At 63.2% G+C, this 24,035-nt stretch carries 26 protein-coding genes; 17 read left to right on the plus strand and 9 right to left on the minus strand.

The window, feature by feature from the left end; translation table 11 throughout:
* Window positions 1–33: 33 nt before the first annotated feature.
* The 7 genes from paaA to L9B60_RS02215 all read left to right on the plus strand — a co-directional run bounded on the left by paaA (window position 34) and on the right by L9B60_RS02215 (window position 7,426).
* Window positions 34–1,023 carry a 1,2-phenylacetyl-CoA epoxidase subunit PaaA gene (gene paaA / locus L9B60_RS02185; RefSeq protein WP_249675743.1) on the plus strand — a complete coding sequence of 330 codons (990 nt, stop codon included), beginning with the start codon at window positions 34–36 and terminating at the stop codon, window positions 1,021–1,023.
* 15 nt (window positions 1,024–1,038) lie between these two features.
* Window positions 1,039–1,320 (plus strand): 1,2-phenylacetyl-CoA epoxidase subunit PaaB, encoded by a 282-nt coding sequence (paaB, locus tag L9B60_RS02190; protein WP_249675744.1) that lies wholly within the window; start codon window positions 1,039–1,041, stop codon window positions 1,318–1,320.
* Between the two features lie 8 nt (window positions 1,321–1,328).
* A complete protein-coding gene (paaC, locus tag L9B60_RS02195) occupies window positions 1,329–2,084 on the plus strand; it encodes a 1,2-phenylacetyl-CoA epoxidase subunit PaaC (protein WP_249675746.1) in 756 nt (251 codons plus the stop codon).
* A complete protein-coding gene (gene paaD / locus L9B60_RS02200) occupies window positions 2,071–2,604 on the plus strand; it encodes a 1,2-phenylacetyl-CoA epoxidase subunit PaaD (protein WP_249675748.1) in 534 nt (177 codons plus the stop codon). Before paaC ends, paaD begins: the two co-directional genes overlap by 14 nt.
* Window positions 2,605–2,623: 19 nt before the next feature.
* Window positions 2,624–3,700 carry a 1,2-phenylacetyl-CoA epoxidase subunit PaaE gene (gene paaE / locus L9B60_RS02205; RefSeq protein WP_249675751.1) on the plus strand — a complete coding sequence of 359 codons (1,077 nt, stop codon included), beginning with the start codon at window positions 2,624–2,626 and terminating at the stop codon, window positions 3,698–3,700.
* A 132-nt stretch (window positions 3,701–3,832) separates the two neighbouring features.
* Entirely contained in the window at window positions 3,833–5,881 is a 2,049-nt protein-coding gene (gene paaZ / locus L9B60_RS02210; RefSeq protein ID WP_249675754.1) for a phenylacetic acid degradation bifunctional protein PaaZ, read from the plus strand.
* A 216-nt stretch (window positions 5,882–6,097) separates the two neighbouring features.
* On the plus strand, window positions 6,098–7,426 hold the full coding sequence (locus L9B60_RS02215; RefSeq protein WP_249675756.1) for an alginate export family protein: 1,329 nt from the start codon (window positions 6,098–6,100) through the stop codon (window positions 7,424–7,426).
* A 50-nt stretch (window positions 7,427–7,476) separates the two neighbouring features.
* On the opposite strand, the gene L9B60_RS02220 is transcribed toward L9B60_RS02215, so the two are convergent.
* Both L9B60_RS02220 and L9B60_RS02225 read right to left on the minus strand, forming a co-directional pair.
* Window positions 7,477–8,574: a DmpA family aminopeptidase gene (locus tag L9B60_RS02220; RefSeq protein ID WP_249675758.1), complete on the minus strand. Its 1,098-nt coding sequence runs from the start codon at window positions 8,572–8,574 to the stop codon at window positions 7,477–7,479.
* A 13-nt stretch (window positions 8,575–8,587) separates the two neighbouring features.
* Window positions 8,588–9,949, minus strand: coding sequence for an APC family permease (locus L9B60_RS02225; RefSeq protein WP_249675761.1), 1,362 nt, complete (start codon window positions 9,947–9,949; stop codon window positions 8,588–8,590).
* 191 nt (window positions 9,950–10,140) lie between these two features.
* Between L9B60_RS02225 and L9B60_RS02230 the strand changes: the two genes are divergently transcribed.
* Window positions 10,141–10,932 carry a helix-turn-helix transcriptional regulator gene (locus L9B60_RS02230; protein ID WP_249675764.1) on the plus strand — a complete coding sequence of 264 codons (792 nt, stop codon included), beginning with the start codon at window positions 10,141–10,143 and terminating at the stop codon, window positions 10,930–10,932.
* A 76-nt stretch (window positions 10,933–11,008) separates the two neighbouring features.
* Window positions 11,009–12,100 (plus strand): enoyl-CoA hydratase/isomerase family protein, encoded by a 1,092-nt coding sequence (locus L9B60_RS02235; protein WP_249675766.1) that lies wholly within the window; start codon window positions 11,009–11,011, stop codon window positions 12,098–12,100.
* 71 nt (window positions 12,101–12,171) lie between these two features.
* Here the strand turns inward: L9B60_RS02235 and L9B60_RS02240 are convergent, their stop codons facing one another.
* Window positions 12,172–12,924 carry a TerC family protein gene (locus L9B60_RS02240; protein ID WP_249675769.1) on the minus strand — a complete coding sequence of 251 codons (753 nt, stop codon included), beginning with the start codon at window positions 12,922–12,924 and terminating at the stop codon, window positions 12,172–12,174.
* 112 nt (window positions 12,925–13,036) lie between these two features.
* On the opposite strand from L9B60_RS02240, the gene nhaR reads away from it, so the two are divergent.
* A complete protein-coding gene (gene nhaR, locus L9B60_RS02245) occupies window positions 13,037–13,990 on the plus strand; it encodes a transcriptional activator NhaR (RefSeq protein ID WP_249675772.1) in 954 nt (317 codons plus the stop codon).
* Window positions 13,991–14,031: 41 nt separating this feature from the next.
* On the opposite strand, the gene L9B60_RS02250 is transcribed toward nhaR, so the two are convergent.
* On the minus strand, window positions 14,032–14,541 hold the full coding sequence (locus tag L9B60_RS02250) for a DUF1993 domain-containing protein (protein ID WP_249675774.1): 510 nt from the start codon (window positions 14,539–14,541) through the stop codon (window positions 14,032–14,034).
* A gap of 91 nt (window positions 14,542–14,632) precedes the next feature.
* Here L9B60_RS02250 and L9B60_RS02255 point away from each other — a divergent pair, with 91 nt between their 5' ends.
* Window positions 14,633–15,283 carry a YceH family protein gene (locus L9B60_RS02255; RefSeq protein ID WP_249675777.1) on the plus strand — a complete coding sequence of 217 codons (651 nt, stop codon included), beginning with the start codon at window positions 14,633–14,635 and terminating at the stop codon, window positions 15,281–15,283.
* Here the strand turns inward: L9B60_RS02255 and L9B60_RS02260 are convergent, their stop codons facing one another.
* Entirely contained in the window at window positions 15,284–16,102 is an 819-nt protein-coding gene (locus L9B60_RS02260; protein ID WP_249675779.1) for a shikimate 5-dehydrogenase, read from the minus strand.
* 175 nt (window positions 16,103–16,277) lie between these two features.
* On the opposite strand from L9B60_RS02260, the gene L9B60_RS02265 reads away from it, so the two are divergent.
* A complete protein-coding gene (locus L9B60_RS02265; protein WP_249675781.1) occupies window positions 16,278–16,613 on the plus strand; it encodes a hypothetical protein in 336 nt (111 codons plus the stop codon).
* A gap of 134 nt (window positions 16,614–16,747) precedes the next feature.
* Complete coding sequence (locus L9B60_RS02270) at window positions 16,748–16,927, plus strand: hypothetical protein (RefSeq protein ID WP_249675783.1); 180 nt, start codon at window positions 16,748–16,750, stop codon at window positions 16,925–16,927.
* Window positions 16,928–17,011: 84 nt separating this feature from the next.
* Here the strand turns inward: L9B60_RS02270 and L9B60_RS02275 are convergent, their stop codons facing one another.
* Window positions 17,012–17,572 carry a hypothetical protein gene (locus tag L9B60_RS02275; protein ID WP_249675784.1) on the minus strand — a complete coding sequence of 187 codons (561 nt, stop codon included), beginning with the start codon at window positions 17,570–17,572 and terminating at the stop codon, window positions 17,012–17,014.
* Window positions 17,573–17,792: 220 nt separating this feature from the next.
* Between L9B60_RS02275 and pbpG the strand changes: the two genes are divergently transcribed.
* Window positions 17,793–18,704 carry a D-alanyl-D-alanine endopeptidase gene (gene pbpG, locus L9B60_RS02280; protein WP_249675786.1) on the plus strand — a complete coding sequence of 304 codons (912 nt, stop codon included), beginning with the start codon at window positions 17,793–17,795 and terminating at the stop codon, window positions 18,702–18,704.
* Window positions 18,705–18,738: 34 nt separating this feature from the next.
* Here pbpG and L9B60_RS02285 read toward each other — a convergent pair whose 3' ends face one another.
* Both L9B60_RS02285 and L9B60_RS02290 read right to left on the minus strand, forming a co-directional pair.
* Complete coding sequence (locus L9B60_RS02285; protein ID WP_249675788.1) at window positions 18,739–19,707, minus strand: sensor domain-containing diguanylate cyclase; 969 nt, start codon at window positions 19,705–19,707, stop codon at window positions 18,739–18,741.
* 88 nt (window positions 19,708–19,795) lie between these two features.
* Window positions 19,796–20,278, minus strand: coding sequence for a hypothetical protein (locus L9B60_RS02290; RefSeq protein WP_249675790.1), 483 nt, complete (start codon window positions 20,276–20,278; stop codon window positions 19,796–19,798).
* Between the two features lie 249 nt (window positions 20,279–20,527).
* Here L9B60_RS02290 and L9B60_RS02295 point away from each other — a divergent pair, with 249 nt between their 5' ends.
* The 3 genes from L9B60_RS02295 to L9B60_RS02305 are packed head-to-tail and all read left to right on the plus strand — an operon-like array spanning window position 20,528 to window position 23,247.
* Window positions 20,528–21,211, plus strand: coding sequence for a response regulator transcription factor (locus tag L9B60_RS02295; RefSeq protein ID WP_249675792.1), 684 nt, complete (start codon window positions 20,528–20,530; stop codon window positions 21,209–21,211).
* Complete coding sequence (locus tag L9B60_RS02300) at window positions 21,189–22,580, plus strand: sensor histidine kinase (protein ID WP_249675796.1); 1,392 nt, start codon at window positions 21,189–21,191, stop codon at window positions 22,578–22,580. The genes L9B60_RS02295 and L9B60_RS02300 overlap by 23 nt, the downstream gene beginning before the upstream one ends.
* A 4-nt stretch (window positions 22,581–22,584) precedes the next feature.
* Window positions 22,585–23,247: a response regulator transcription factor gene (locus tag L9B60_RS02305; protein WP_249675798.1), complete on the plus strand. Its 663-nt coding sequence runs from the start codon at window positions 22,585–22,587 to the stop codon at window positions 23,245–23,247.
* A gap of 188 nt (window positions 23,248–23,435) precedes the next feature.
* Here the strand turns inward: L9B60_RS02305 and L9B60_RS02310 are convergent, their stop codons facing one another.
* The gene (locus L9B60_RS02310; protein WP_249675801.1) at window positions 23,436–23,843 is read right to left on the minus strand and encodes a PA0061/PA0062 family lipoprotein; all 408 of its coding nucleotides are present in this window, start codon (window positions 23,841–23,843) and stop codon (window positions 23,436–23,438) included.
* Window positions 23,844–24,035: the final 192 nt, after the last annotated feature.

Consider the following 24,035-nt stretch of genomic DNA (forward strand, 5'->3'; position numbering starts at 1 on the left):
TGCCCACGTGCCCCAAACGGCTGGAGAATCAACATGTACGCCCAATTGGTTGAAACCGGCGTTAAACGTATCAAGACTCTGGACGAGATGAGCGACCAGGAACGTGCCTTCCAGGAAAAGATCGACGCCGAAATCAAGATCGAAGCCAAGAACTGGATGCCCGAGGCCTACCGCCAGACGCTGATCCGGCAGATCTCCCAGCACGCCCACTCCGAGATCGTCGGCATGCTGCCGGAGGGCAACTGGGTGACCCGTGCTCCAAGCCTCAAGCGCAAGCTGCAACTGATGGCCAAGATCCAGGACGAGGCCGGCCATGGCCTGTACCTGTACAGCGCCATGGAAACCCTGGGCGCCGACCGCGATGCCGAGATCGCCAAGATGCACGCCGGCAAGGCCAAGTATTCGAGCATCTTCAACTACCCCACCTTGAGCTGGGCCGACATGGGCGCGGTGGGCTGGCTGGTGGATGGCGCGGCCATCGTCAACCAGGTGGTGCTGCAGCGCACCTCCTACGGGCCGTATTCGCGGGCCATGGTGCGCATCTGCAAGGAAGAGAGCTTCCACCAGCGCCAGGGCTACGAAATCCTGCTGACCATGATGCGCCACGGTACCCAGGCCCAGAAGGACATGGTGCAGGACGCCATCAACCGCCTGTGGTGGCCGTCGCTGATGATGTTCGGCCCCAGCGACGAGCACTCGCCCAACAGCGCCCAATCCATGGCCTGGAAGATCAAGCGCCAGAGCAACGACGAACTGCGCCAGCGCTTCGTCGACCAAACCATCCCACAACTGCAATTGCTGGGCTGCACCGCACCCGACCCAGACCTTGAATGGAATGCCGAAACGGGGCACTACGACTTCGGCGCCATCCAGTGGGACGAGTTCTACGAAGTGCTCAAGGGTAATGGGCCGTGCAACGTGGAACGCGTGGCCACCCGCAAGCAGGCCTGGGAAGACGGCGCCTGGGTACGTCAGGCCGCCGTGGCCCACGCCCGTAAAAAATCCAATAAAAACGCCGCCTGAACCGGAGCAACCGCCATGTCCGACTGGACCCTTTTTGAAGTTTTCGTACGCAGCAAGCACGGCCTCAACCACAAGCACGTAGGCAGTGTGCACGCCGCCGACAGCACCATGGCCATCGAGAACGCCCGCGAGCTGTACACCCGGCGCAGCGAGGGCGTAAGCCTGTGGGTGGTGCCGTCGGCGCTGATCACCGCCTCCTCCCCCGATGACAAGGACCCGCTGTTCGACCCCGCGCACGACAAGGTCTACCGCCACGCCAGCTTCTACCAATTGCCGGCCGAAGTCGGGCACATGTGAGGTCGACCATGCACAACGATCTGATCGAATATGTGCTGCGCCTGGGCGACAGCGCGCTGATCCAGGGCCAACGCCTGAGCCAGTGGATCGGCCACGCGCCGGCCCTGGAAGAAGAACTGGCGCTGGCCAACGTTGGCCTGGACCTGATCGGCCAGGCGCGTAACTGGCTGGAATACGCCGCCGAGCTGCTGGCCGACGGCCGCGACGCCGATGCCCTGGCTTTCCTGCGCAACGAGCGGGAGTTTCGCAACCTGCTGTTGGTGGAACAGCCCAACGGCGATTTTGCCGTGACCATGCTCAAGCAGTTCCTCTACGACGCCTGGCACTTTGAGGTGCTATCGGGCTTGAGCCAGTCCAGCGACGAACGCATCGCCGGCATCGCCGCCAAGGGCCTCAAAGAGGTGACCTACCACCTGCGCCGCTCCAGCGAATGGGTCGAGCGCCTGGGCGACGGCACCGAGCAAAGCCATGCGCGCATGCTGGCAGCCACCCCCCTGGTGTGGCGCTTTACCCACGACCTGATCCAGGCCGACGACCTTGAACAACGCCTGCACGCCAGTGGCGTGACGGGCGAGCAAGCCAACATCGCGGCCGCCTGGCGCAGCCGGGTGGCGCAGGTATTCGCCCGCGCCACCCTGCCCGTGCCGGCACCTGCCAGCTATTTCTACCTCAGCAGCCGTCAGGGGTTGCACAGTGAGCACCTGGGGATGTTGCTGGCCGAAATGCAATACCTGCCGCGGGCCTACCCCCATGCAACCTGGTGAGCTGATTGGCAGTGACCGCGGCGCCCGTGCCGGCAGCGCCCACGACCTGAGCCAGGCCTGGGCGGTGCTGCAACAGGTGATGGACCCCGAGGTGCCCGTGGTCAGCGTGGTGGAACTGGGCATCGTGCGCGGCGTGGACTGGCAGGCCGGCCACCTGCACGTGGTGGTCACCCCCACCTACTCCGGCTGCCCGGCTACCGAGGTAATCGAAAGCGACATCCGCCAGGCCCTGGAGCACGCAGGCTTCGACGCCCCGCACCTGCAACGCAACCTGACACCGGCCTGGACTACCGACTGGATCACCGACAGCGGCCGCCAACGGTTGCGCGAATACGGCATCGCGCCGCCCGAGCACAGCACCAGCAAGCGCAGCCTGCTGGGCGAGGCCGTCCAGATTTGCTGCCCGCAGTGTGGCAGCACGCACACCGAGCTGCTGAGCCAATTCGGCTCCACCGCCTGCAAGGCGTTGTACCGCTGCCGTGACTGCCGCGAACCGTTCGATTATTTCAAGTGCATCTGATGGGTGCTGGAGAACAATAATGAGCCAGTTTCATAGCCTGACCATCAAGCAAGTACGCAGCGAAACCCGCGATGCGGTGTCCATTGCCTTCGACGTACCCGCCGAGCTTGCCGAGCAATTTCGCTATGCCCAGGGCCAGCACCTGGTGATGCGCACCCAGTTGGACGGCGAAGAAGTACGCCGCTCGTATTCCATCTGCAGCGGCGTCAACGATGCCGAACTGCGTGTGGCGATCAAGCGCGTGCAGGGCGGGCGCTTCTCAGCGTTTGCCAACCAACAGCTCAAGGCCGGCCAGGTGCTGGAAGTGATGCCGCCGGCCGGGCAATTCAGCGTGGCCCTGGACCCGGCTCGTGCCGGCCACTACCTGGCGGTGGCGGCCGGCAGCGGTATCACGCCGATCCTGTCCATCGTCAAGACCACCCTTGAAACCGAACCGCGCAGCCGCGTGACGCTGCTCTACGGCAACCGGTCAAGTTCTGGCGCACTGTTTCGCGAACAGCTTGAAGACCTGAAGAACCGTTACCTGCAGCGCCTTAATCTGATCTTCGTGTTCAGCCGCGAGCAGCAGGATATTGACCTGTACAACGGTCGCATCGACGCGGCGAAATGCGAACAACTGTTCAGCCGCTGGCTGGACGTGAACACCCTTGATGCGGCGTTTATTTGTGGCCCGCAAGGCATGACCGAAACCGTGCGCGACAGCCTCAAGGCCAAGGGCATGGACGCTTCGCGCATCCATTTTGAACTGTTCGGCGTGGCCAGCAACGGTGAACGCCGCCAGGCGCGCGAAGCGGCGCGGCAGATCGATTCGGCGGTCAGCCAGATCACCGTGATCAGCGACGGCCGCGCCCTGGCCTTCGACCTGCCACGCAACACCACAAGCGTGCTGGACGCCGGCAACGCCATCGGCGCCGAACTGCCGTATTCGTGCAAGGCAGGGGTGTGTTCCACCTGCAAATGCAAGGTGATCGAAGGCGAGGTCGAGATGGACAGCAACCACGCCCTGGAAGACTACGAAGTGGCGGCCGGCTACGTGCTCTCGTGCCAGGCCTACCCCGTCAGCGACAAGGTCGTGCTGGATTTCGACCAGATCTGAACCCCATTCAAACACCGCACCCCCGTAGGAGCGGATTTATCCGCGAAAAGACCACCGCGTGGTGTCAGGCTTACCGCGGTGAGATCTTCGCGGATAAATCCGCGCCTACAGGGTGCGCTTCGGAGAGGCAACATGACCCCCACACTGCAAAGCTTCATCGCTGGCCGCTGGATCGGCCAGCACGCTGCACAAACCCTGCGCAGCGCGCTCAACGGCCAGCCCCTGGCGCGCACCCACCAAGAGCCACTGGATTTTGCCGAAGCCCTGGCCCACGGTCGCGGCCAAGGGGTCAGCGGCCTGCTGGCCCTGGACTTCCAGCAACGCGCGCAACGGCTCAAGGCCCTGGCGCTGTACCTGGCCGAGCGCAAGGAACAACTCTACGCCCTGTCCCACCACAGCGGCGCCACCCGCGCCGACAGCTGGATCGACATCGAGGGCGGCAACGCCACGCTGTTTAGCTACGCAGGTTTCGGCAGCCGCGAACTGCCTTCCGGCAACGTGGTGCACGAAGGCCCGGCCATCCCCCTGGGCAAGCAAGGCAAGTTCGCCGGCAGCCACATCCTGGTGCCCCGTGGCGGCGTGGCCGTGCACATCAACGCCTTCAATTTCCCGATCTGGGGCATGTTGGAAAAGTTCGCCCCCAGTTTCCTGGCCGGCATGCCGTGCATCGTCAAGCCGGCCACGGCCACCAGCTACCTGACCGAAGCGGTGGTACGCCTGATCGATGAATCCGGCATCCTGCCTGCCGGCAGCCTGCAGCTGATCATCGGCCACACCGGCGACCTGCTCGACCGCCTGCAAGGCCAGGACGTGGTGACCTTCACCGGCTCCGCCGACACCGCCGCGACGCTGCGGGTGAACGCCAATCTGATCCGTCACTCAGTGCCGTTCACCGCCGAGGCCGACTCGTTGAACTGTGCGATTCTGGGCCCCGACGTGACCCCGGACGATGAAGAGTTCGACCTGTACGTAAAAGAGGTGGTGCGCGAGATGACCACCAAGGCCGGGCAGAAATGCACCGCCATCCGCCGTGCCATCGTGCCGCGCCAGCACCTCGACGCAGTGGCCTCGAAAATTCGCGAGCGCCTGGCCAAAGTCGTGGTCGGCGACCCGTCGGTGGAGGGCGTGCGCATGGGCGCCCTGGCCTCCCACGACCAGCAACGCGACGTGGGCGAGCGCCTGCAACGGCTGCTGCAAAGCTGCGATCAACTGTTCGGTGCCCGCGATGGTTTCACCCCGCGTGGCGAGGGCGTGGCCGAGGGCGCCTTCTTTGCCCCGACCCTGCTGCAGGCACGCGACCCGCACGCCGAAGGCGGTGCCCACGACATCGAGGCGTTCGGCCCGGTCAGCACCCTGATGGCCTACGACGACCTGGACGAAGCCCTGGCATTGGCAGCGCGCGGCAAGGGCAGCCTGGTCGCGACCCTGGCCACCAAAGACCCCCGGGTCGCCGCCAAGGCCATTCCGGTAGCGGCTGCCTGGCACGGGCGCTTGCTGATCCTGGACCGCGAAGCCGCCGTGGAATCCACCGGCCATGGCTCGCCGCTGCCGCAACTCAAGCACGGCGGCCCGGGCCGTGCCGGCGGTGGCGAAGAACTCGGTGGTTTGCGCGCCGTGAAGCACTACCTGCAACGCGCCGCCATCCAGGGCTCCCCCACTATGCTGGCAGCGGTGACCGGCGAATACGTACGGGGCGCCCAGGTGTATGAAAGCGACGTGCACCCCTTCCGTCGACACTTCGAAGACCTGCGCATCGGTGAGTCGCTGCTGACCCACCGGCGCACCGTCACCGAGGCCGACCTGGTGAATTTTGGCTGCCTGTCGGGCGACCATTTCTACATGCACTTCGACGACATTGCCGCCAGGCAATCGCAGTTTGGCAAACGCATCGCCCACGGCTACTTCGTGCTCTCGGCCGCGGCCGGGCTGTTCGTCAGCCCAGCCCCAGGCCCGGTGCTGGCCAATTATGGCCTGGACACCCTGCGCTTCATCAACCCTGTGGGCATCGGCGACACCATCCAGGCGCGCCTGACCTGCAAGCGCAAGATCGACCAGGGCAAACTCAGCCCGCAAGGCATCCCGCAAGGGGTAGTGGCCTGGGACGTGGAAGTCACCAACCAATTGGGCGAGGTGGTGGCCAGCTACGACATCCTTACCTTGGTGGTCAAACGCAACGCCTAGCCCCAAGCCCCCCTCTTGTAGGAGCGGATTGATCCGCGAAAAGATCGCCGCGGTGTTTCAGGCACACCGCGGTGCGCCTATCGCAAGCAAGCTTGCTCCCCCCATTGGGGTGCCCGATAACTCTGGCAGGCACATCCAAATCTCTGGCACCCAGGCGAAAGGCCAGCAACCGCGAACTCTTTAGTATCGACCCCACGATAACCAAGGAGCCCGCCCGTGAAGACTTCCGCCCTGCCGCGCCTCGTCGGCATCGCACTCGCCTTGAGTGCCACCCCACCCGCCAACGCTTACTCGCTGTATGCCGACGATGACACGCACCTCAATACCGACCTGCAAGCGGTGTTCGCGGCGATGCACAGCCAACAGAACTACGCCCAATCGGGCCGTTTGGGCGAAGGCTCATCCAACTGGCAAGAGGGCTACATCAAGTATGGTTTGAGCGGCGACACCCGGCTGGGCAACCACGGCACCGCCTACGGCGCCTTTGCCCTGCTCAGCTCCGGCACCTTTGGCGACGGCGACGCGGCCGGTTTTACCGACGGCTCCGAACGCACCACTAAAATCGAGGACGCCTATGCCGGCTGGCGTTCGGGGTCGCTGTTGAGTGGCACCCTGGGCGAGGACGGCATCGACCTGTCGTTCGGCCGCCAGAACGTGGTGGTGGGTGATGGTTTCATCATCAACGGTGACGCGCTGAACCTGGGCAACGGCCTGGCTGATGGCGAATACAACCGTGGCGGCGCCTATTACCTGGCTGCGCGCAAAAGCTTCGACAAGACTGCCGTGTTGCGCCTGGGCGGCAAGCAAGGCTGGCGCAGCGACCTGATGTACCTCAAATCCGACAACCGCGCCCAGGCCAGCCCCGAACTGTTCGTCGGCACCCTGGAGCACGTCGCCAACGCCGGCACCGTGGGCCTGACCTACGTCAACATCCGCGACATCGACCAACAGTACGCCAGCCCCTTGCAACAAGAACGCGACGGCCTGAAAACCTATAGCCTGCGCGCCACCGGCAACGCCGGCATCCCGGACCTGGCGCTGTCTGGCGAATACGCCTGGCAAGACAAACGCACCGCCGGCGACCAAGACGCCTGGTACCTGGAAGCCGGCTGGACCTTCAGCCAGGTGCCCTGGAGCCCCAGCGTAACGTACCGCTACAGCCGCTTTTCAGCCGGCTACGACCCGTTGTTCTACGGCCTGAGCCGCGGCTTTGGCACCTGGTTTCAGGGCGAGGTGGCCGGTAACTACGCCGGCCCCTTCAACACCAACACGCGCATCCAGCACCTGGCGTTCAAGGCCAAGCCCCTGGACAACCTGAACCTGGGCGCGCTGCTTTTTGACTTCGATACCGTCGACCGCAGCCTGGGCAACCTGGACGGGCGCGAGCTGGATCTGTATGCCGAATGGACGGTGAACGCGCACCTTACCGTGGTGCCGCTGGTGGGGCTGTATCAACCCAACAAAAGCGCGGACAACGCTGGGACACAGTTGGGGAACAATGATCGCAACGTGTATACGCAGCTGATTTTTGCTACTCAGTTTTGATCGAGTTGCCTGCTGCCATCAGGGTGAGGGCAGCAACAACGCGTACCCGCTCAACGACCCCAGCCCACCTTCCCCAACGCCTCCAACAACACCTCCCCCTGCAACCCCACCACCTGCGCGCCGTTATCGGCCTGCATGTTCTCGCCTGCCAGCATCGCGTTGACGATGGCCTCCTCCACCGCCTCCGCCGCCGCGCTGAACAAGCCGGAGATGAGGTCATTGTTAACCATTGCCAAAGGCGTACTGAAGGGTACGTCCTTGCGCCCGTAGTCGGCCGGCGGCAGGTTGTGGTTGCCGGTGGCGAAGGCCAGGAAGATGTCGCCGCTGGAGTCCTCGGTGCCGCCACCGGTGCGGGCGATGCCGATGGATGCGCGTTGCGCCAGGCGTTGGCATTGGTGCGGCAACAGCGGTGCGTCGGTGGCGATGATCACCACGATCGAGCCCATGCCAGGGGTGCCATGTTCGGCGAACGGCGATGGCACGTCGACGAGCACGCGGCCCACCGGGTAGCCGTCCACCCGCAGTTCCTGACGCTTGCCATGATTGGCCTGCACCAGCGCGCCCACGGTCCAGCCACCTTCTGCCGCTGGCAACTGGCGCGAGGCGGTGCCGATGCCGCCCTTGAACTCGTGGCAAATCATGCCGGTACCGCCGCCCACCGCCCCCTCGGCCACAGGGCCGGATTCGGCGGCGGCCACGGCCTGTTGCACCTGGGCCGGCCCCACGTGCTGGCCCCAGATGTCATTGAGCAGGCCGTCGTAGGTTTCCATTACCACCGGCATGCACCAGTACACCGCCGGGTCCTTCAGGCTGTCGCGCTCCTGGGCAATCAGTGCATCGCGCACCACGCCCACGCTGTGGGTGTTGGTGATGGCCAGCGGTGTGCTCAGCAGCCCCGCCTCGCGAATCCATTCAAGGCCGGTGGCGTCGCCGTTGCCGTTGAGCACATGCACGCCGGCAAAACACGGTTGCAGGCGCGCCGCCCCTGCCCGCGGCTGCACCACGGTCACGCCGGTGCGTACCTGCTTGCCGTCGACCACCGTGCGCAAGGTACTGTGGCCGACGCGAATGCCAGGCACATCGGTGATGGCGTTGAACGGGCCGGGGGTGCCCAGGCCCAGGGTGATACCGAGTTGACGTGCGCGCATGTTGGCTCCTGTCTTAGAGTTTCTGGAAGGCCGGGCTCAAACGGCCCGTGGTGCAATAAAGAATGACCGACACCGCCAGCAAGCCGACCAACACCATCACATCGCGCGTCGAGGCTTCGGCGAGCAGGGTCAGCATCAGGTAGCCTGCACCCAGTGTGGCCAACAGCGCTGGCAAGGGCCAGAACGGCATGCGGTAAGGGTGTTCGCGATCGCGGCGCAGCACCCGGCTCAACAGCGCGCACACCGCCACGATCAAGTACACCAGCACGATCAACAACACCGTAAAGGAGGTCAGGCCCGCCAGGTCCGCACTCAGGCACAGCCCGGCGCAGGGCACTGCCATGAACAGCGTGGCCAGCCACGGCGATTCCCAGCGCGGGTGCAGGCGGGTGAAGGCGCGGTTCAAGCTTGAGGCCCACAGGGCATCGCGGCCGCTGCTGAACATCACCCGGCCAATCTGGATGACGATGGCCACCAGCGCATTGAACACCGACAAAAAGATCCCGGCACTGACCAGCCGCGACAGGGTCTCGTTGCCATGGCTGGTCAGCAGGTAACCGATCGGGTCGGGGCTGCTGACCATGGCGCTCAGCGACGGCGCGCCAATCAACAGCGCACCCAGGGGCACCAACTCAATGACCACCACCAGGGCCAGCGACCAGAGCACCGCGCGGGCGACACCGCGGCTGTCATGCATGTCCTCGGCCAGCAACACCGCGCCGCCAAACCCATTATAGGAAAATAGCCCGACGCCCACCGCGCCGATCACCAGGGCCCAGGGCGCCGCCTGCATCACCCCGTTGACCGCCACTTGCGGGTGCAACAACACACTCATGGGCTGTTCGGCATGGCCGTAGCCCAGGGCGACGATCACCAGCAGCGCGCCCACCTCCAGGAACAGGCAGATGCCGGTCACCCAGGCATTGAGCTTGATATTGAGCATGCCGATGCCAAAGCTTGCGACCACGATCACCAGGGCCACGACCTGGGCGTCGAAATGCGTGCCCAGCGCGGCGTTCAGGTAGGTGGAAGCGCCCGTGGCCAGCACTGGCGGCACGAACAGCATCATGCTCATCACGGTGATAAAGGTGGCGTAGCCGGCCATGCCGCCGAACACTCGCTTGGCGTACACATACTCACCGCCGGCGCTGTGGTGGGCGCGGCCCAGTTCCGCGTAGCAAAAGGCAAACATCAGCGCCAGCAACGCGGCGATCACGAACGCCATGATCATGCCGGTGCCCGCCTGCTGGATGGCAAACGGGGCGATCACGAACACAGAGCTGGCCGGCGTCACGGCCGACACCGTGATCGCCACCACGTCAGGTATTTTGAGGGTCGGTGTGAGCGCAGTCGCCTGCGCCTTTGAATCGCTCATGTCGTCAGCCTCTTGATTGTTGTGAAAGTGGGCAGAAACGAAAGATGTGCTCGCGGTACGCTCTGGGGCGCACTCGACTGGGGGCTACCCTAGCCCGCGCCCTTAGGCGGGGGCTATTCCCCTATTGGCGTACCCCCCTTGACGGGGCGCCGCAAAACCTTCAAACAGAGGCATCAAACGGGGGGAAGGTGATGGAACAGCTGTTCAAAGAGGTGGGCCTGCATGCAGCCCTGGGCCGGGTCATCGAGCAACAGGGCGCGCCGCGCTTCTGGAAGCAACTGATCTTGCTGCTGCATTCGCTGGTGCCGTTCGACAACGCCCTGGCCATCCATTACCCCGACGCCGCCGCTCCCCGGGCCTTGGAGGAATACGACTTTCTGCCCCATGGGGGCCCCGCCGCGATGGTCAGTTACCTGGACGGCCTGTACCTGCTGGACCCCTTCTTCCAGGCCTGCCGCGAAGGCCTGAAAACTGGCCTGTATCGCCTGGAAGAGGTGGCGCCGGACCACTTCCGGCAAAGCGAGTATTTCCTGAATTACTTCCACCAGAACGTATTGGAAGACGAGGTGCAGTTCATCCTGGCGCTTGAGCACGGTAGCCTGTCGCTGTCGCTGGGCATGCACCAACCGTTCGATGCGGTCCAGGTGGGCCTGCTGACCACCCTGGCGCAGTGGGTGCTGCCACTGATGGCCCAGCATTGGCGCGTGCAAGAGGCGCCCAGCGAGCCACGCGAGTTGTCCAGCCACATCCGCGACGCCATGAGCCAGTTCGGCGCCGGCGTGCTGTCGGACCGGGAGCTGGAAATCGCCCGGCTGATATTGCGCGGCTTCTCCTCCAAGGCCATGGCCGAGCGCTTGGCCATCTCCCCGGAAACCGTCAAGGTGCACCGCCGCCACCTGTACGCCAAGCTGGACATCGCTTCGCAACCCGAACTGTTTTCGCTGTTCATCCAGGCGTTGGGACACGACCCCGAGCGGCCGTGAACATCGCGAATCTTTTTTTAAGATTGCGGTCTATTCTTTTCAATCGGGATCCAAGTACAACAACAGGAAGTTATGCATGACCGCACAGCTATTCCAACCCTTTCGCAGCACCCTGGCTACCCTGGACGACAAGGTACTGGGTGAAGTCCGCAACCACATTGGCTACCTGACCCTCAACCGCCCCGCAGGGCTGAACGCCTTGACCCTGGACATGGTGCGCGCGTTACAGAGCTACCTTGACACCTGGGCCAGCGACCCGCACATCCGCGCGGTGGTGCTGCGCGGCAGCGGCGACAAGGCCTTCTGCGCCGGCGGTGACATCCGCGCGTTGTACGAAAGCCACAAGGCAGGGCACGCACTGCACGAACAGTTCTTTACCGAGGAGTACGCACTGGACCAATGCCTGCACGCCTACCGTAAACCGGTATTGGCGCTGATGGACGGCTACACCTTGGGTGGCGGCATGGGCCTGGCGCAAGCCGCCGACCTGCGCATCGTCACCGAGCGCAGCCGCCTGGCGATGCCGGAAGTGGCCATCGGTTACTTCCCAGACGTTGGCGCCAGCTACTTCCTTTCGCGCATACCGGGCGAGCTGGGCACCTACCTGGGCGTGACCGGCGTGCAGATCGAAGCCGCCGATGCACTGTACTGCGGGCTGGCCGACTGGTATTTGAGCAGCTCGAAAATCGCCGCCCTGGAAGAGCGCCTGAACAAGCTGGAATGGACCGAATACCCGCTCAAGGATTTGCAGGGCGCACTGGCCAAGTTGGGTGTGCAAACCCTGCCCAACCCACCACTGGACGCGCTGCGCCCGGTGATCGACCACTTCTTCGGCCTGCCTGACGTGCAGAGCATGGTCGAACAACTGCATCAGGTCACCGTCGCCAACAGCCACCAATGGGCCGACAGCACCGCCAGCCTGATGCAAACCCGCTCGCCGCTGGCCATGTCGGTCACCCTGGAGATGCTGCGCCGTGGCCGCTACCTGAGCCTGGACGACTGCTTTGCGATGGAACTGCACCTGGACCGCCAATGGTTCGAACATGGCGACCTGATCGAAGGCGTACGGGCCATGGTCATCGACAAAGACAGAAAGCCCCGGTGGAATCCACCGACACTGGCCGATTTGGATGCCCGGCGGGTCGAGCAGTTTTTCGAAGGGTTGTGAGCGCTTACGCCATTCACTAGCGCTGATAGCCGTTGCCGCAAACTGCGGCAGCGGCTACGGCTATGGCTGCATCAAGCCTCGCCAGCTGCCTCCTTACGCAACTTCGCCCGCCGCGACAGCATGTTCAACCCCTCGATCAGCGCCGAGAACGTCATGGCCGCATACACGTAGCCTTTGGGTACGTGGGCGCCAAAGCCTTCGGCGATCAGGGTCATGCCGATCATGATCAAGAAACCCAGGGCCAGCATGACCACGGTCGGGTTGTCGTTGATGAACTTGGCCAGGGGTTCGGCAGCCAGCAGCATCACCAGCACGGCAGCGATCACGGCGATGATCATGATCGGCAAGTGCTCGGTCATGCCCACGGCGGTGATGATGCTGTCGATGGAAAACACCAGGTCCAGCATCAGGATCTGACAGATCGCGCCAGCGAAACCGCTGGCCACCTTGCCGCCCACCGAGGCCTCGTGCTGGGCCTGGGGGTCGACGCTGTGGTGGATTTCCTTGGTGGCTTTCCACAACAGGAACAGGCCGCCAGCGATCAGGATCATGTCCTTCCAGGAGAACGCCTGGCCAAACAGGTCAACCACAGGCTCCGTGAGTTGCACGATGTAGGCCACGGTACTCAGCAAGCCCAGGCGCAGCACCAGCGCCATGCTGATGCCGATGCGCCGGGCCTTGGCTTGGTATTGCTTGGGCAGCTTGTTGGTGAGGATCGAGATAAAGATCAAGTTGTCGATGCCCAACACAATTTCCATCACCACCAAAGTGGCCAGGGCGATCCAGGCCGTGGGGCTTGCCACGAGTTCCAACAGGTATTCCATAACGGCTGCTCACGCTGATCAATAGATAGCGTGCAGCTTACGTTGTGAAACACATCCGTAAAATTCGTATTTTTTGCGCTTATACTTCGGTTTTTACGAATCGAGCCAAGCCATGCTCAACTATCGCCAACTGCACTACTTCTGGGTGGTGGCCCGCACCGGCAGCATCGTGCGCGCCAGCGAACAGCTGAACCTGACCCCGCAAACCATCAGCGGGCAGATCACACTGCTGGAGCAGACCTTCGGCACCGAGTTGTTTCGCCGCGCCGGGCGCCAGTTGGAACTGACCGAAATGGGCCGCCAGGCCCTGCCCTACGCCGAACAGATGTTCCAGCTGGGCGACGAACTGGAAGCCATGTTGCGCGCCCAGCCCGACACCCAGCAGATCGCCCTGCGCGTGGGGGTGGCCGACGTGGTGCCCAAATCCATCGTTTACCGGCTGGTTGCGCCAAGCATGGAGTTACCCACGCCGGTGCGCATTACCTGCCGTGAAGACAAGCTGGAGCGGCTGCTGGCAGACCTGGCCATCCAGCGCCTGGACCTGGTGATTTCCGACAGCCCCATGCCGCCCCACCTGGACATCAAGGGCTACAGCCAGAAGTTGGGGGAATGCGGCATCAGCTTTTTCGCGACCCGTGCCCTGATCCAACAGCATGGCAGCGATTTCCCGCAGTGCCTGCAGGGCGCCCCGCTGCTGATCCCAGGCCCAGAGACCGTGGTACGCAGCCGCTTGCTGCGCTGGTTCGGCGACTTGCAGATCCACCCGCGCATTGTCGGCGAGTTCGACGACAGCGCGCTGATGCAGGCCTTCGGCCAATCGGGCAGCGGCGTGTTCATTGCCCCCAGCGTGATCGCCGAGGAGGTGTGCAAGCAGTACAACGTGCACCTGATCGGCCAGACCGACGCCGTGGCCGAGTCGTTCTACGCCATTTCGGTGGAGCGCAAGGTTAGCCACCCGGGCATCCTGGCCATCACCGAAGGGGCGCGGCGCGAGCTGTTCACTGGCCAGGCGATCGATCACCCGGCCACTGATATTCGCGACCAGGGTCGCTCCCACACCCGCTGATCACGTAGGTGCGGGCTTATCCGCGAAGCAGACGACGCGGATCAGTAGGAACCCATGTAATCACGCTTGCCCACTTCAACCCCGTTATGACGCAGGATGTCGTAGGAGGTGGTCACGTGGAAGAAGAACTGCGGCAGGCCGTAATGCAGCAGGTACTTTTGCGCATCCAGGCGCGACTCTTTCGGCGTGCCTGGGCGCAGCACGATTTCACGCCCTTCCTGGCCGTCGATCTGCGCAGGTGTCAGGCTGTCGATAAAGCCCAGGGCCTTGGCCAGCAGCGCCTGCAGGTCGGCGAACGACTGCTCGGTGTCCGGATAGGACGGCACCTCTACACCGGCCAGGCGCGCGGAAACGCCCTTGGCGAAATCCACGGCGATCTGCACCTGGCGCACCAGGGCGAACATGTCCGGGTACAGGCGCGCCTGCAGCAGGGCATTGGCGTCGATGTTCTTGGCGCTGGCGTGGGCTTCGGCCTTGTTGAGCACATCGCTCAACGCCTTGAGCATTTGCTTGAAGACAGGTACGGAGGCAGCGTAAAGGGAAATACTCATGACAGTTCCTTGTTGATGATAGTGGGCACAGCGTGCCGGACTTTTATTGCATACTGGCGCACCTCACTGACTGATGCCAAGGGATCGCGCCATGTCCGCCGAACACGATACTCCAACCACAGCCGTAGAGCTCAACCCTGTGGAAATTCGTCTTCTGGGCTCGCTGATCGAAAAGCAGGCCAGCAACCCCGAAACCTACCCCCTGACGCTCAACGCGCTGGTGCTGGCCTGCAACCAGAAGACCAGCCGCGAGCCGGTCACCAACCTCACCCAAGGCCAGGTCGGCCAGAGCCTGCGCGCCCTGGAAGGCCGGCAGATGGCCCGCCTGGTAATGGGCAGCCGCGCCGACCGCTGGGAACACCGGCTGGACAAGGCGCTGGAACTGGTGCCCGCGCAGTTGATTTTGATGGGCCTGATGTTTTTGCGCGGCCCGCAAACCGTCAACGAACTGCTGACCCGCAGCGGGCGCATGCACGACTTCGAAGACGCAGACCAGGTGGTGCACCAGCTTGAACGGCTGATTGCCCGCGGCTTCGCCCTGCACCTGCCGCGCCAGGCCGGCCAGCGTGAAGACCGCTACACCCACGCCATGGGCGACCCGGCCGACATCGAGGCCATCCTGGCCGCCCGCAAGGACGGCCCCGGCGAACGCGCCAGCAGCACCGGCGTATCGCTGGAGCGCATCGAGGAGCTGGAAGCGCGCATTGCCGCCCTGGAAGAGCGGCTGTCGCGCCTGGAATAATCAGCTGCGGGCGAACTCGGTGGCCAGGCGCAGTTGCTCATCGGTGGGGCGCACGCCGGTGTACAGCACAAACTGCTCCAAGGCTTGGATAGCGATCACCTCCAGGCCCGTGATCACCTGCTTGCCCAGGCTTTGCCCCAGCACCACCATGGGCGTCTGGGCCGGCAAGGCGACCACGTCGAACAGCGTGGTGGCCGCCTCGATGGCCGCGCGCTCGAACGCCAGTTCGTCGGCCGCAGCCCCCCCGCTCATGCCAATCGGGGTAACATTGACCAGTATGTCCGCGCGCAAGTCCCCCATGTCCGCCTGCCACGCATAGCCCAACTGCTCGGCCAACGCCCGGCCGGTGGCCTCGTTGCGGGCGATCAGGGTAGCGCGCTTGAAGCCGGCATCGCGAAAGGCCGATGCCACGGCCTTGGCCATGCCGCCACTGCCCCGCAAGGCCAGTGAGCTGTTCGGATCCAGCTGATGGTGTTCGATCAGTTGGGCAATCGCTAAATAATCTGTGTTGTAGGCCTTCAATCGGCCGTCTGTATTGACCAGGGTATTGATCGACTGGATGGCCGCCGCCGAGGCGTCCATTTCGTCGACCAGCGCGATGCAGGCTTCCTTGTAAGGCATGGACACGCCACAGCCACGTACACCCAGGGCGCGGAGGCCAGCAATGGCGGCCGGCAGGTCCTGGGTGGTCATGGCCTTGTAGTAATAGTTCAGGCCCATCTGCTCGTACAAATGGTTATGGAAGCGCACACCGAAGGTGCCCGGGCGACCGGCCAAGGACATGCAGAGAACGGTTTCCCTGTTCGGAAAAATGGGCATTTCAGAGCTCCTGCGCAGGCATGTGACTGGTTTGTAAGGATTACATCTTTCAGACCTTACACAAAATTTACCGATTGCCGTCGCAGATTTTCACAAAATCGCTGTCATAGTAGTGCGACAGTCCTTGGGCCAATCGTCGGCCCCGGCACTGGAATCGTAATACGAGGAACAAGTCATGATTCGTCAGATTCCCAAGATTGCCTTGCTTGTCGGCGCACTCGCCGTCGCTGGCCAAGCGTCCGCCCACGGCGGCGGTGGCCCAGGTGTGTTGGGTGCAGTCATAGGCGGTGCCGTGGTCGGCGCCGTGGTGACCTCGGCCTTGGCCCCGCGCCAGGTGGTGGTTGAACAGCCGGTCTACGCCGCGCCGCCTCCACCCGTGTACGTGCAGCCCCAGCCGGTGTACGTGCAACAGCCGGTATACGTGCAGCAGCCGTACCCGGTGTATGCGCCGCCACCACCGCCACGCTACTACGGCCCGCCGCATTACTACTACGGCCGTCCGGGCTGGTAAGGCCCAGGGTACCTGGCAACGCGTGCGCGTTGCCAGGTGCCGATGTGTTGTATCAATGATCACTATCGAACAGGGTGATTTCCCGCAAAACGCACAGGCCCGTATCGTTGGCCCATCGTTTGGAGGAAGTCACCATGCCTACCGTGAACATCATGTCCGTCATCGGCAGTGCCGTACCCGAGAAGCTGCGCAATCTCGGTCTGCTGGCTTGCTGGTACGTGGTCAAGGACGGCGAACCCATCAGCGGCCCGCTGATGTCCCTGCCTCAGGCGCAGGCCATGTTTCAGACCCTCAGCCCACCTTCCGGCCGCTGAGTGTCAACCCAGGCTTTGTCCGTGCGTTGCTCTCGCACACCCCTTGCCCCGCACTCATGTGCGGGGTTTTTTATGGGCGCTCGGTCAAGCCTTTTCGGCCATGGCGGCATTGGCCTGGGTGCGCTGGGTGAGTTTTTGCAAACGCTTCTCCAAGGCCTGCAGCACGCTGCGGTCCGAACGCCCGCTTTCCAGCTCGTCGTTCAGCGCGTACCCCAATTGGCGCAACTCATGGGCGATCACGATACGGTCGTCACTGGTGTCGCTTTTGTGCGCCTCGAACAGGCGGTGCAAAAAGTCCTGCACGATGTGCTGCACCCGATGACGGTCGGCGGCACGCAGGTGCACCAGGTTGTTGCCCACGTTGGCCAGCAGCTCCTGCAACTCCAGGGTGAAATACTGCAGGCGCCGGGCGTAGCCCACCTGCTGTTCGCGCCACAGGCCACGCGCCGCAGCGGCTTCCTGCTTGCGTTGGATGGCCGGCACGGCAACCGCCAGCATCAACGCCACCACCACCGCCACGGCCTGAATCCAGGCCAGCCCATCCAGGGGTTTCTGGATAAAGGCACACAGCAGCAAGACCACTGCGATCACCCCGCTCCACATCAACAGCACCCTGTAATCCTTAGCGATGAAACCCTTAAGCATTGCGCGACTCCCGAGTCGTTGGTGAACATGATCGTGTGCCAAGCACCTGACTACGATTTAGTCGAGGCTGGCCAATGAATTTTAGATATTTATTTTTTCATAACAGGGGTTTAACGCCGTCACCCAATCGACAGTCCTCGGCCATACTCCTAAAATGCAACGTTTTTTACAGAACGATCCGTCGTACACGGCATATCTACTTTTCCAGTGAGCGCTCCACGTGAAAACCTCTCTTTCGATTCTAAGCCTGCTGCTTGCTTTCACGGGTACTGCCGCCGTCACCACCACCGCCCTGGCCAAGGCACCAGCCACCCAGGAGCGAGAGAGTTCACCGCACCTGGCATCGGGCAGCGCCTTGCTCATCGACCTGCAAACCAACAAGGTTTTGTACGAGAGCCGCCCCGACGTGGTGTTGCCGATTGCCTCGGTGTCCAAACTGATGACCGCCATGGTGGTATTGGACGCCAAGCAGTCCATGAGCGAAGAAATCACCGTCGACATCAGCCAGACCAAAGAGATGAAAGGCGTGTTCTCCCGGGTCAAGCTGGGCAGCACCCTGAACCGCCATGACATGCTGCTGATCGCCCTGATGTCCTCGGAAAACCGCGCCGCCGCCTCCCTGGCCCACCATTACCCAGGCGGCTACAACGCGTTCATCAATGCCATGAACGCCAAGGCCCGCGCCCTGGGCATGAACCACACCCATTATGTAGAACCCACCGGCCTTTCCACCAGCAACGTGTCCACCGCCCGCGACCTGAGCAAGCTGCTGATCGCCGCGCGCAATTACCCGATGCTGAGCGAGCTTTCCACCACCAAGGAAAAGACCGTGAGCTTCCACAAGCCCAACTACACGCTGGGCTTTCATAACACCGACCACCTGATCAACAAGAACAACTGGGACATCAAGATCACCAAGACCGGCTTCACCAACCAGGCGGGCCACTGCCTGGTGCTGGTCACCCGCATGGGCGACCGCCCGGTGGCCATGGTCATCCTGGATGCCTTCGGCAAATACACCCACTTTGCCGACGCGACCCGCTTGCGCAACTGGGTAGAAACCGGCAAGAGCAACCCGCCGCCAGCCGTGGCCATGCGCTACAAGGCCGACAAGCATTCGTCTACCGACTGATCAGCTCGCGGCCCGCGCCCTGCGGGCCGCCCCATCAGTGACGCTTTTTCAGTGACTGCTTGTGGGCGTACATCGCTCCGTCCGCGTCGGCCAACAGGCGCTTGATCGAGTCATGGCGCGCCGGGTCGTATTCGATCCGGCCCACGCTGAACTTGATGTCGTAGCCGCGCCCGGCTTCTTTGTTCTTCAACGCCAGCGCCTGCGTCAGGCGCTCGGTGATCACATCCCCGTCTGCCGCATTGGCGCCCATCAGCAGGGCCACGAACTCGTCGCCGCCCAGGCGCCCGACCAAATCCATTTCCCGCAATACCGTGTGCAGCACCTGCGCAAAGGTGCTCAACGCCCGGTCGCCCTCGGCGTGGCCCCAGGTGTCGTTGATGGTCTTGAAATCATTGAGGTCAAAAAATAGCAATGAAGCCTGGGTATTCATGCGCTTGCAGATGCTCAAGGCATGTTCGGCCAGGGCCTCGAAACCGCGGCGGTTGGACACTTGGGTCAACTCGTCGATGGTCGCCAGTTGCAGCGCCTCGATCTCTTGCTCGGCCATGCTGGCCAGGTCGCGCAGCAGTTCGCGCTCTTCGGCATCGAGCATGCGTGGCTTGACGTCGATCAGGCACAGTGTGCCGATCTTGGCGCCGTTACCCACGCGCAAGGGGCAACCGGCATAAAAACGGATGTGCGGCGCCCCGGTGACCAAGGGGTTGTCATGAAAGCGCTCGTCGCTTTCCGCATCGGGGATCATCAAAATCTGGTCACTGTGAATGGCGTGGCCGCAAAACGAGATGTCCCGCGAGGTTTCGCTGGCGTCCAGCCCCGCGCAGGACTTGAACCATTGCCGGTTCGCGTCCACCAGGCTGACCAATGCGATCGGCACCCCGAACAAGCGCCGGGCCAGGCGCGTGAGGCGGTCGAAACGCTCCTCTGGCGGGGTGTCGAGGATATTCAACGAACGCAGCGTACCCAGGCGTTCAGCTTCATTGGCGGGTTTGACGGGGGCCAGCATCAGTAAACTCCGGTTTATAAGCTCTGGTAAGCCTAGCCCATAAGCCCATTGCTGCTGAATACTGGCCAAAGCGCACTCCTCTGGTTAATCAGGCCGTGGTGCTGACCAGCGAACCGGAGGTGCTCGAGCCTTCATCTTCCAAGGCCTGGCTCAGCGCAGCAGAGGCTGTGGCCAAGGCCGCGCTGGTGCTGGCGACCTGGGACTGGGCAGCCGCCACCTCGGTGGACTTGGTTTGTGAGTCGGTCTTGCTCGACTGAGCCTTTTGCAGCGCCTGCTGCTGGGCCTGCAACTGCTTTTGCAACTCGGCGATCTGCTTTTGCAGCTCCTTGACCGTGTCGGAAGAGCTGCTGGTGCTGCTGTCGCTGGACGAACCGCCGCCTGCCGCGCCGCCGGCCTTGGTGCTGGTGGTGGACGTGGTGCCGGAAGTAGCCGAGGCTGCGCTGGTGCTGTCGTCGGTGGTGGTACCGTCGGTGGTGGTACCGTCGGTCGACGTGGCGTCGGTGGTGGCCGCCGTGGTCTTGGTCGCGGTGGTGGCGATATTGATGTTCATGCTGCTGCTAATGCTGGTCATGGTGCAAACTCCTTGGACAAAGGTAGGTGCATGAGTCATCGACTTGAGCGCCGGGAGCTTTAGAAATATCGTGTAACACTGAAGATACCCATCCGACACAGTACTGCCGGGAGTGGCAAGACCCTTGTAAACCGTGGCCTTGAGGGGTATTCAGTAACATTCTGCAAAGATGAAATAATCTTCAGCAAGCCGACAGACTTTTATTGGCACAATGTCACCTCCAAAGTCTGAATCCTCAGGTAAGACACCATGACTCGCGTTTTGACCATCGAAGACGATGCCGTAACCGCCAAGGAAATTGTGGCCGAACTCAGCAGCCACGGCCTGGAAGTGGATTGGGTCGACAACGGCCGCGAGGGCCTGGTCAAGGCCGTCAGCGGTGCGTACGACGTCATCACCCTGGACCGCATGCTCCCGGAGCTGGACGGCCTGGCCATCGTCACCACGCTGCGCACCATCGGTGTGTCCACGCCGATCCTGATGATCAGCGCGCTGTCGGACGTCGATGAACGCGTGCGCGGCCTGCGCGCCGGCGGCGACGACTACCTGACCAAGCCGTTTGCCTCCGACGAGATGGCCGCCCGGGTCGAAGTACTGCTGCGCCGCAAAAGCACCGTGGCCGACGTCGACACCACGCTCAAGGTCGCCGACCTGGAGCTGGACCTGATCAGCCGCGAAGCGCGCCGTGGCGAGCAGCCGCTGAACCTGCTGCCCACCGAATACAAGCTGCTCGAATTCCTGATGCGCAACGCCGGCCAGATCCTCACCCGCATGATGATTTTCGAGGAAGTCTGGGGCTACCACTTCGACCCGGGCACCAACCTGATCGACGTGCACATCGGTCGCCTGCGCAAAAAGATCGATCCACCGGGTTCCACCGCCTTGATCAAGACTGTGCGAGGCTCGGGTTATGTCATCGCTGAACCCCTCTAAAGGTTGGCGTTCTTCCAGCAGCCGGCTGCTGGCGCTTTATAGTTTCCTGTTCGTGGCGTGGAGCAGCATCCTGATGGGGGTGCTCTACTACGAAGTGTCCGATTACCTGAACAGCCTGGCGCGTCACTCGTTGATGCAGCGCCAGCACCTGTTCTCGCGCTTCAAGGGCCAAGCCCTGGACGAGGCGCTGGCCGCCAGCGAAGCGTTCGACAACCGCGCGTTCGACGCCTATGGCCTGTTTGACGACAAGCTCAACCCCACTGGCGGTGAACTCAAGCAGATCCCCACCGGCCTGTCGCTGGACGGGCGCATCCATGAAATGGACGACTGCGTCGACACCGACAACCCCAACATTCCGCCCGACAGCTGCGACGCCGTGGCCATGACCACCCAGGACGGCCGCTGGCTGGTGCTGGTGCGCGACAACGGTTCGCTGTTCGCGGTCAACCGCATCATTTTGCATGCGCTGCTGTGGGGCATCTCGCTGACCATCATTCCGGGCGTGGCCGGCTGGCATCTGCTGCGCCGGCGGCCGTTGCGGCGTATCCGCGACATCCAGGCCAGCGCCGACGCCATCGTCGCCGGTGACCTGCGCCGGCGCCTGCCGCTGTCCAACCGCCGCGACGAGCTGGACATGCTGGCGATGATCGTCAACACCATGCTTGAGCGCATCGAGCGGTTGATGATGGAGGTCAAGGGGGTGTGCGACAACATCGCCCACGACCTGCGCACGCCACTGACCCGCCTGCGCGCGCAACTGTATCGCATTCAGCAGCAGGCTCCCGAAGACTCCACCCAGGCCCTGCAACTGGATGAGGTGATCGCCGAGACCGACACCCTGATGGCACGCTTTCGTGGTTTGTTGCGCATCTCGGAAATCGAAGACCACCAACGCCGCTCCGGCTTCGTGCAGATGGACCCGCTGCCGCTGCTGCAAGAGCTGCACGACTTCTATCTGCCCTTGGCCGAGGAAGGCGAGCTGACCCTGCGCCTGGATATCCCGCCGCAGCTGCCCAGCCTCAATGGTGACCGTGCGCTGTTGTTCGAAGCCATCGGCAACCTGCTGAGCAACTCGATCAAGTTCACCCCGCCCGGCGGCACCGTGACCCTGCGCGCCAGCAGCGAACAAGGCAGCCCGCGCATCGAGGTGCTCGACACCGGCCCCGGTATCGCGCCCAAAGAACGCGAGGCGATCTTCCAGCGTTTTTATCGGTGCGACGAAAACAGCACCCAAAGTGGCTTCGGCCTGGGCCTGTCGATCGTCGCGGCAATCGTCAACCTGCACGGCTACACCCTGCAAGTGGGCGACAGCCCGCAAGGTGGCGCCAACCTGATCCTCCACTGCCGTCAAAGCAAAGCCTTGGTGTGACGCCATGAACCTGCTCTATATCGCGCAGAACGCCGACGCTGCCCTGCAGCGCGCGCTGACCGACAGTGGCTACCGCGTGATCGCTGCCGACCTCGACGAGGCCGGCTGGGCGCTCACCGACAGTGACTACCACTTTATTTTGTTGGACTTGCCCACTTGGCAGCCCGAGGTCGTGGCGCATTGCTTCACGCACCGCGGCGATGCCCGGGTGCTGGTGTTGCTCGAGGTGGATGACAAGAAACAGCGCATCGAAGCCCTGCACGCCGGGGCTGCGCTGTGCCTGTCGCGCCCGGTGGCGTTCGTCGAACTGCTGGCGCGCATGCAGGCCCTGGGCCGCGAACACGGCGCCAGCCAGAAAACCGCCGACAACGGCCTGTGGTTCTCCACCACGCGCCTGCTGATCGGCCGCGGCCTGCGCTACCAACCGTTGACGGTCAGCGAACAGCGCTTGCTGGCCATCCTCGCCCGCCGCCCTGGGGCGGTGAGCCGCGACATGATCGAGGCGCAACTGTGGGGCGAGGCCGACGACTCGCGCAGCGCCCTGATCGAGCGGCACATTTGCAACCTGCGGCGCAAACTCGCCCGCCTCGACGCGCCCAATGCCCTGCAAACCCTGCGCGGGTTTGGCTACAGCCTGCGCGAAACGGTGCACATGCGTACCGATTGAACGGCGTCGCACCAGCCCGCGCCCTGTCGCGGATTGATCCGCGAAGGCTCCAACACGCTGCGCCTGACACAACGCGGCGTTCTTTTCGTGGATAAATCCGCTCCTACCGACACCGCGCCGCGCGTTTGGCGGGCAAACAAAAAAGGCCCACGCCGTTCACCGGCTGGGCCTTGGGCACCGCACCCACCTTACCCCGGCATGCAGTCGAAGTTGTCGGTTTGGGCCACGGTCTTGCCGTGGGAGTCCTCAAGACTGGCATGCAGGTCTTCACCCAGGCTCGACTGCACCAACCGGTAATGCTCGCCCGCCTTGAATTTGCTGTAGTCCACTTCGGCCTGGCAGGTCTGGTCGTCATCGTTGGTACGCTCTTCAAAGAGCATGACCTGCAAGCGATGCGCGCCAGGCTTGACCTCGAAATAGCGGCCATCATCGATCTTCTTGCCATCCAGCCGTTCGGCCAACATGTCGTTCTGGGTTTCTTCCTGCAGCCCGATCCACGCTTGGTGCGGATCAGCCTTGGGCATGGGGCCGGCACAGGCAGAGAGCAAACCAACCAAACCCAACATGGGAATGATCATCAGGGTTTTCGGTGACATGGGCATAACCTCGCAAGCGTTGAGTGTGCCAGCCAGGGGCAGGCGTTCCGTGTTGCCGACAAGCTTGCGCACAGCCCTCTTGCGCCTCCAGTGAATCCGCATGAAACCAATTTCAGCCCAGCCTTAAAACATCTTTCACTTCCACGAAAGGCCCGTGTTAGGCGCCTGCACGGAGACTGCCGAGCATACGAA

Origin of the sequence: Pseudomonas abieticivorans (assembly GCF_023509015.1) — a bacterium.
Lineage (GTDB): Bacteria > Pseudomonadota > Gammaproteobacteria > Pseudomonadales > Pseudomonadaceae > Aquipseudomonas > Aquipseudomonas abieticivorans.